The organism is Streptomyces neyagawaensis (assembly GCF_023516595.1).
GTDB classification, from domain to species: Bacteria; Actinomycetota; Actinomycetes; order Streptomycetales; family Streptomycetaceae; genus Streptomyces; species Streptomyces neyagawaensis.
In genome coordinates this window covers 1-7478 of the sequence record NZ_JAMGBG010000077.1, presented here as the reverse complement: position 1 = coordinate 7478, position 7478 = coordinate 1, and the positions used below count along the sequence as shown (strand labels likewise).

At 72.6% G+C, this 7478-nt stretch carries 5 protein-coding genes and 1 pseudogene; 3 read left to right on the top strand and 3 right to left on the bottom strand.

Annotation, left to right across the window (positions count from 1 at the left end; all coding sequences use genetic code 11):
• A pseudogene (locus M8J73_RS28915) lies at positions 1 to 397 on the top strand (hypothetical protein); the annotation flags it as partial.
• Positions 398 to 513: 116 nt separating this feature from the next.
• Here M8J73_RS28915 and M8J73_RS28910 read toward each other — a convergent pair.
• Positions 514 to 1740 (bottom strand): cation:proton antiporter, encoded by a 1227-nt coding sequence (locus M8J73_RS28910; protein WP_055541745.1) that lies wholly within the window; start codon positions 1738 to 1740, stop codon positions 514 to 516.
• 451 nt (positions 1741 to 2191) lie between these two features.
• Here M8J73_RS28910 and M8J73_RS28905 point away from each other — a divergent pair, with 451 nt between their 5' ends.
• Complete coding sequence (locus tag M8J73_RS28905) at positions 2192 to 3124, top strand: trypsin-like serine peptidase (protein WP_055541746.1); 933 nt, start codon at positions 2192 to 2194, stop codon at positions 3122 to 3124.
• 44 nt (positions 3125 to 3168) lie between these two features.
• Here M8J73_RS28905 and M8J73_RS28900 read toward each other — a convergent pair whose 3' ends face one another.
• Both M8J73_RS28900 and M8J73_RS28895 read right to left on the bottom strand, forming a co-directional pair.
• Positions 3169 to 4791, bottom strand: coding sequence for an N-acyl-D-amino-acid deacylase family protein (locus M8J73_RS28900; protein ID WP_055541747.1), 1623 nt, complete (start codon positions 4789 to 4791; stop codon positions 3169 to 3171).
• Between the two features lie 40 nt (positions 4792 to 4831).
• Positions 4832 to 6106: an amino acid deaminase gene (locus M8J73_RS28895; protein ID WP_249829267.1), complete on the bottom strand. Its 1275-nt coding sequence runs from the start codon at positions 6104 to 6106 to the stop codon at positions 4832 to 4834.
• A gap of 196 nt (positions 6107 to 6302) precedes the next feature.
• Here M8J73_RS28895 and M8J73_RS28890 point away from each other — a divergent pair.
• The coding region (locus tag M8J73_RS28890) for a sugar kinase (RefSeq protein ID WP_249829268.1) at positions 6303 to 7478 on the top strand (1176 nt) is incomplete at its 3' end.

The window sequence follows — 7478 nt, the reverse complement described above, 5'->3', positions numbered from 1 at the left end:
GGCCCTGATCGCGGGCGGTGTCGCCGCGGCCGTGGTCGTGGGCGCCGTGGCGGCGGGCCTCGCCGGTGCCGGCTCCTCGGGCGAGGAGGGGCCGAGCGGTCCGGCGCCCAAGGAGTCCTCCCCGGCGAGCGGCAGGTCCGGCGGCGGGGGAGCGGCCACGCCGTCGGCCGACGCGCCCTCCGTCACGACGGAGGCGGCATCGCCGTCCGCCTCCCCGAGCGAGACCTCCGCGGAACCGTCCCCGTCCGCCACCGACTCCGAGAGCACGGCCCCCACCCCGACGCCCACGCGCTCCACCACCGCACCCACCCAGCCCTCCCCGACGACCGACCCGGGCCGAGGCAACTCCGGCGGCAACCAGGGCCGGGGGCAGGGCGCGACGAAGGGGCCGAAGTAGCGGGGCGGGGGCCGGGCGGGGCGAGGGCGCTGCGGCGGAACGGTTCTGGCGGGAACGAGCGGCGACCGCGGGTCGGGGAGGCGCCTGAGGCTGGGCTCCGGCAGAGCTGTGGAGCCTCAGTGCGTCCTTTCGGCCCGATCCTTGTCGGTCTCCGGAGCGGTGACACCCAGCCGCCGGGCGACGGGGACCGCCGTCAGGCCGTACAGCGCCACCGTCGCCGCGATCACCAGGAACGTGGCCGGGAGGATCTTCGACGCACCGTCGATCCCCGCGTCAACGAGGCCCTGGGAGAAGGTCGAGGCGCTGGCGGCGGCCACGATGCCGCGCGGTGCCATCCATGCGATGAATCCGCGTTCCCTGTGCGGCAGGGCGGTTCCCAGTGTGGCCAGCCAGGTGGCGAGCGGGCGCGTGACCAGTACGAGGACCGCGACGAGGCCGAGCGTCGGCAGGACCACATGCCGAAGGGACGCCGGGGTGACAGTGGCGGAGATGGAGACGAACAGCAGTCCGATGATCAATTGGAGCAGCGTCTCGGAGAAGGGGCGGTGCTCGGGCATGACGAAACCAGGCAGGTGGAAGACCAGCAGTCCCATGACGATCGCGGCGATGAGCCCTGTGTCTTCTCGGGCCATGTCACAGGCCGCGGCCACAGCGATCACGGTCGCGAGCTGCACGGAGGTGCGAAGCACGTCGTTGAGCTGGAGCTTGCACAGCAGCAGCCACAGCAACATCATCCCCACGGCGGCCCCGGCGAGGCCGACGCCGACGCTGACCGCGAACTGCACCAGCCGGCTGCCGAAGCTTCCGCCGGTGTCGAGCACCGCGGCGAAGACGATCGCTCCGAGGAGACCCCCGATCGGGTCGATGAGGGAGCCTTCCCAGGTGAGGATCTGCTGGAGCCGGTCCGTCGGCCGGACGAAGGCGAGCAGGGGGCCGACGACTGTCGGCCCCGAGACCACGAGGATCGCGCCGAGTACCAGCGCTGCCTTTGCCGACATTCCGAGCAGGAGCACGCCCAGGAGGGCCGAGGAGGCCCAGACGAGGCCCACGCCGAGCACGATGAGTCCCATGACGATGCGGCGCGTCTCACCCTGGAGCCTGCGTGGGGCGAGCCCGAGCCCGGCGTCGTAGAGGATCAGCGCTACGGCCAGTGACACCAAGGGCTGGAAGGCGTCACCCAGCAGCCGGTCGGGGTGGATGTTGTCGGTCAGGGCTCCTGCGACGAATCCCGCCGGGAGCAGGATGATGAGCGCCGGAATGCGCAGAAGCGAGGCGATCACCTGAGATCCGACCGCGAGCACGAACGTCAGGCCCACGCCGAAGAGGATCTCGTTGGTCGTCACTGTTCGCCCGTCTGTCCACCGTGCCAGCCGTCGGGCTCACCTCACAACGAGCCCCGGCTCTTGACGGGCTTTCCTGGGCCGTTGAGCCGTTGAGCCGTTGAGCCGTTGAGCCGTTGAGCCGTTGAGCCGTTGAGCCGTTGAGCCGTCGGCCGGACGCATCTCCATCCCAAAGGAGCAACCGGGCGGGCTCGCCCCTCGCCGACCCGTGCGGCGGCGGAGCGGTCTGAGCCCCCTGCCGGGGTCTGTCTCAGCTCCGATGACCTGTGTCTGCCTGTAGCGCGAGCAGCCCGCCGCCCCGTCCCCCTGCGCGCCTTCAACTCCCCTTGGCCGAACTCCATCCGGCCAGAACCAAGTCCTTGCTCGGTCGTCACACCGCCCTCACAATGCGCATGACAAACTGCGGTGGCCGGAAGATCTCCTGTCACCCACGTAGCAAGAGAGGGACCCCCACATGAGAAAGCCTCTCGTTGCCGCGCTGTTCGCCCTGGTGATCACCGGGGCGGGCGCGGCACCGGCGGTCGCGGCACCCCAGGCCGCGCCGGAGCCCGCGACGGGGACCGTGAAGACGACGGTCGGCAGTGTCGTGGACGCGGCGAACAAGGCCGTGGCCGACGCCGCGTCCCGGGTGGCTCCGGCGGACTCCGCGGTCCAGGCCGTGAACTTCGCGGGCACCGTCTCGCTCAGCAACTGCTCCGGCTCGGTCGTGCGGATGCCGGACGCCGAGGACGACGACCCGGCCCTGGTGATGACCAACGGCCACTGCCTGGAGACCGGCTTCCCGGGCCCCGGTGAGGTCCTCGTCGACCGGGCCTCGACCCGCTCCTTCGGTCTCCTCAACTCGGCGGGCACCCGCGTCGCCACCCTCCGCGCCAACCGGATCGTGTACGGCACGATGACCGACACGGACATGGCGCTGTACCGGCTGACCACCACGTACGGGCAGATCAAGAGCTCGTACGGGATCAACGCGCTGATCTTCGACACGGCCCGCCCGGCCGTGGGCACCGACATCACGGTCGTCTCCGGCTACTGGAAGCGGACGTACGCCTGCGACGTCGACGGCTACGCGTACCGCCTCAAGGAAGGCGCGTGGACCTGGAAGGACTCGGTCCGCTACACCTCCGCCTGCAAGACGATCGGCGGCACCTCCGGCTCGCCGGTGCTCGACAACGCCACCGGCAAGGTCGTGGCCGTCAACAACACGGGCAACGAGGACGGCGGGCGCTGCACCGACAACAACCCGTGCGAGGTCGACGCGAACGGGACCGTCACCGTCCGCGAGGGCATCAACTACGGGCAGCAGACCTGGCATGTCCCGGCCTGCTTCGCCGCCGACAGCAAGCTCGACCTGACCCGCAGCGGCTGCATACTCCCCAGGCCGTAACGCCCCCGGGCAGTCACCGTGCTGCCGCGTGATGCCGCGCCCTCTCAGGGGGCGCGGCGGACCGCCCGCCCCGCCAGGACGTCCGTCCGCCGGCCGTCCTCGATCGCGAAACGGCCGTCGACGAGGACGTACGGGATGCCGATGGGCGGGGTGCGCGGCGCCTCGTACGTCGACCCGGCGGCGACCGTCGCCGGGTCGAAGAGGACGAGGTCGGCGCGGTACCCCTCGCGGACCAGCCCCCGGTCGGGCAGCCGGAGCCGGGCGGCGGGGCGCGAGGTAAGGTGAGCGACGCACTCCTCCAGGGACAGCACCCCCAACTCCCGTACGTACCGGCCCAGATAGTGCGGGAACGTGCCGTACGCGCGCGGGTGCGGCTTGGCGCCGCGCAGGATGCCGTCCGAGCCGCCGGTGTGCACCCGGTGCCGCATGATCGCCCGTACGTTCTCCTCGTGGCCGACGTGCTGGAGGATCGTCGACCCCAGCCGGTCCTCGACGAGCAGCCGCCGCGCGGTGACCCACGGGTCCTCGCCGCGCGCGTCGGCGGACTTCTGGACCGTCCGGCCCACGTACGAGGCCAGCGCCGGGTCGGCGACCCCCGAGATCTCGACGGTGTCCCATGCGACGGGCACCCCGTGGCAGCCGTCGGCGCCGACGACCTCCAGCTCGTGCCGGACACGTGCGGCGGTGTCGTCGTCCTCCAGCCTCGCCAGGATCGCCTCCGGGCCGCCCTCGCCCGCCCAACTGGGCAGCAGCGCCACGAGGGTCGTACAGCCGGGGGTGTAGGGGTAGGTGTCGAGGGTGATGTCGGCGCCGGCGGCGAGCGCGTCGTCGAGGAGCGCGAGCAGGTCGGGGGCGCGCCCCTTGTTCACACCGAAGTTCATGGTGGCGTGGGCGAGATGGAGGGCGCAGCCGGCCTCGCGGGTGAGGGCGATCATCTCCTCGTACGCCTGGAGCGCGCCCGCCCCGTACGAGCGGTGGTGCGGGCAGTAGTAGCCGCCGTACGCGGCGACCACCCGGCACAGCTCGGTGAGCTCCGCGTCCTTGGCGTACATGCCCGGCGTGTACGTCAGCCCCGACGACATGCCGACGGCGCCCTCGCGCAGCCCGTCCGCGACCAACTGCCGCATGCGGTCCAGCTCTTGAGGTGTGGCCGCCCGGTCCTCCCACCCCAGGGCGAGCATCCGCACGGTGCCCTGCGGGACGAGGTACGCGGCGTTCACGGCGATGCCCTCGCCGTCGAAGCCGTGGTCGAGGCGGTCCAGGTACCCGCCGACCGAACGCCAGGTGAAGTCGATGTCCTCGCCGTAGCCGTTCCAGCCGGTGATCGCCCGCCGCACCTCTTCGAGGGTCCGGTCGTCGACGGGCGCGTACGACAGCCCGTCCTGCCCGATGACCTCCAGGGTCACGCCCTGCGCCAGCTTCGCGGCGTGCTCGGGGTCGCGCAGCAGGGCGAGGTCGCTGTGGGCGTGCATGTCGACGAAGCCGGGCGCGAGGACCAGCCCCTCGACGTCCAGCTCCCGCCGGGCGGACGGCCGCTGGCACCCGGCCGCCGCGGCCTCCTGGACGATCGAGGTGATCCTGCCGCCGGACACGACCACGTCGGCGCGGTAGGAGGGGCCGCCGGACCCGTCGACGACCTCGGCGTCACGCAGGACGACGTCGTCCATGTCTGCCACCTTTCGCGAACCGGGGAGAGTCCGGCCGCCCTCAGAAGTAGGTGCGGACGTACTCCACGACCGTCCCGTCCGCCTCCACCACCGGGATCAGCTTCCACTTGTCGAACGACGTGCACGGATGGGACAGACCCAGCCCCACCCAGTCCCCGACCGACACGTCCGCCCCCGCCCGCGTGCGCAGCCAGGCGTGCTGGTCGGACAGGCCCGTCACGGCGATGCCGTCGCCCGCGTCCCGCACCTCGCCCGACCCGGCGTCCCGGACCACCTCCACCGTCGGCAGATCGAGGTCGTACGCGGCGTCGCGCTTCCCGGCGTTCGCGAAGGCCTGCTCGGGGGAGGGGCGGGAGACGACCTGGGCCCAGAGCCGGAACGCGGGCTCCAGGGCACCCTCCTCGGGTACCCGGTTGAACGGGGTCAGACGCCGGTAGTGCCCGGCGTCGTGCGAGACGTACGCCCCGGACCGCAGCAGCTTCAGCACGGGCGCCGACAGCTCGGGGATCTCGTCGAACACCTCCGCCACCGCGTCGAACCACGCGCTGCCACCGGCGCTGACGACGATCTCCTCCAGCCCCGCGAACCGTCCGGCCCTGTCGAAGCCGACGGCCAGGGCGACGAGCCGCCGCAGCCAGGCGCCCACCCGCTCCGGAGTCGCGTCGGGCACCTCGCCCTCGTACCCGGCCACGCCCACGAGCCGCAGCGTCTCCACCCCGGCCACGGCGTCCGCGACCGCCGCGCACTCCGCCTCCGTACGGACCCCGGTCCGCGCGCCGTCGCCCGCGGCGAGCTCCACCACCACGTCCAGCGGGCGCGCCGAGCCCCGCAGCGCCGCGTCCATGAGCTCCACGCCGCGCACGGAGTCCACGTAACAGACGAGCCGGAACGACGGATCGGCGTCCAGCTCGGCGGCGATCCACCGCAACGCCGCCGGGTCCACCACCTCGTTGGCGAGGAACACCCGCTCGATCCCGAACTCCCGCGCGACCCGCACCTGGTGCGGCACGGCCAGGGTGATGCCCCACGCCCCCCGCTCGATCTGCCGCCAGAACAGTTGCGGCGCCATCGACGTCTTCCCGTGCGGCGCGAACGCCAGCCCGTGCCGCTCGGAGTACGCCTCCATCAGGGCCAGGTTGTGCTCCAGCCGCTCGGCGGACAGGGCGAGCACGGGCGTGACGAATCCGCCGGTGAACAGGTTCCGGCGCTGCCCGGCCAGCTCCTCCACGGTCAGCCCGTCGGCGTCCGGCGGGAGGCCCTTGAAACGGTGGTCGACGCGTTCGGCGGCGAGACGAGCGAGCGCTTCGACACCCATGAGACCCTCCCTGAAAAGCCGCGTTGCACTCACTGCAACAACCATTGCGTATATCGCTCACGGCTGTCTAACATCCCAGCGAGCACCGGGTCAACGGTGCCACCGCCCCCTGTCGAGGAGCCCCGACACCGTGACCGCCGACGGTTTCTCCAAGGCCGCACCCGACGTCGTCGATGTCGCCGCGCTGGGCGAGTCCATGGTCACCTTCCTGCCCACCCGCCCCGGCCGCCTCGCCGACGTCCCCTCCTTCGAACGCGCCATCGGCGGAGCCGAGTCCAACGTCCTCTGCGCCCTCGCCGCCACCGGCCACACCACCCGCTGGGTCAGCCGCGTCGGCGCGGACGGCTTCGGCGACCACCTCCTCGAAACGATCGCCGCGCACGGCGTCGACGTCACCTCCGTGCTCCGCGACCCGGCCCGCCCCACCGGCATCTACTTCCGCACGGCCGCGGACCGCGCGACCGACGCGCACGAGGTGGCCTACTACCGCTCGGGCTCGGCGGCGTCCGCGATGACCACCGACAACACGGACCTGCCGGCGGCCCGCGCCGCCCGCGTCCTCCACCTCTCCGGCATCACGGCCGCCCTCTCCCCCTCCTGCCTGTCCCTCCTCCAGGACCTGACGGCCCCCCACCCGGCCCGCCCCTTCATCTCCTTCGACGTCAACCACCGCCCCGGCCTCTGGCCCCACAAGAACGCCCCCCAAGTCCTCCTCGACCTGGCCCGCCGAGCCGACCTGGTCTTCGTGGGCGAGGACGAGGCAGAGGAGACCTGGGGCATCACCGGCGGCCCCGAAGCAATCAGAGCGGCCCTCCCGGAACCCACCACCCTGGTGGTGAAACAGGGCGCCCAAGGAGCCACCCTCTTCGAACGCCAGCCGCGCACGAACGGTTCGGAACGCGTCACCGGGGCGGCGCAAGCCCCTACGGCGGGTGAGCCGCGTACGGACGAGCCGCCACACGCCACGGAGGCGGCGCAAGCCCCTATGGCGGGTCAGCCGCATGCGCACGAGCCGGGGCGCGTGACCGGGGCGGCGCAAGCCCGCGCGGTGGGTGTGCCGCGTACGAACGGTGCGGGGCAGGTGACCGGGGCGGCGCAAGTCCCCACGGCGGGTCAGCCGCGTACGAACGGTGCGGCGCAGGTGACCGGGGCGGCGCAAGCCCCCATGGCGGGTGTGCCGCATGCGCACGAGCCGGGGCAGGTGACCGGGGCGGCGCAAGCCCCCACGACGGGTCAGTCGCGTACAAACGGTGCGGGGCAGGTGACCGGGGCGGCGCAAGCCCCCACGACGGGGCAGCCGCGTACGAACGGTGCGGGGCACGTGACCGGGGCGGCGCCAGCCCGCGTGGTGGGTGTGCCGCGTACGGACGTA

Excerpts from the sequence above, each read along its gene's own strand:
- M8J73_RS28895 (WP_249829267.1), bottom strand. The coding sequence starts at position 6,106 with ATGGGTGTCGAAGCGCTCGCTCGTCTCGCCGCCGAACGCGTCGACCAC.
- M8J73_RS28900 (WP_055541747.1), bottom strand. The coding sequence starts at position 4,791 with ATGGACGACGTCGTCCTGCGTGACGCCGAGGTCGTCGACGGGTCCGGC.
- M8J73_RS28905 (WP_055541746.1), top strand. The coding sequence starts at position 2,192 with ATGAGAAAGCCTCTCGTTGCCGCGCTGTTCGCCCTGGTGATCACCGGG.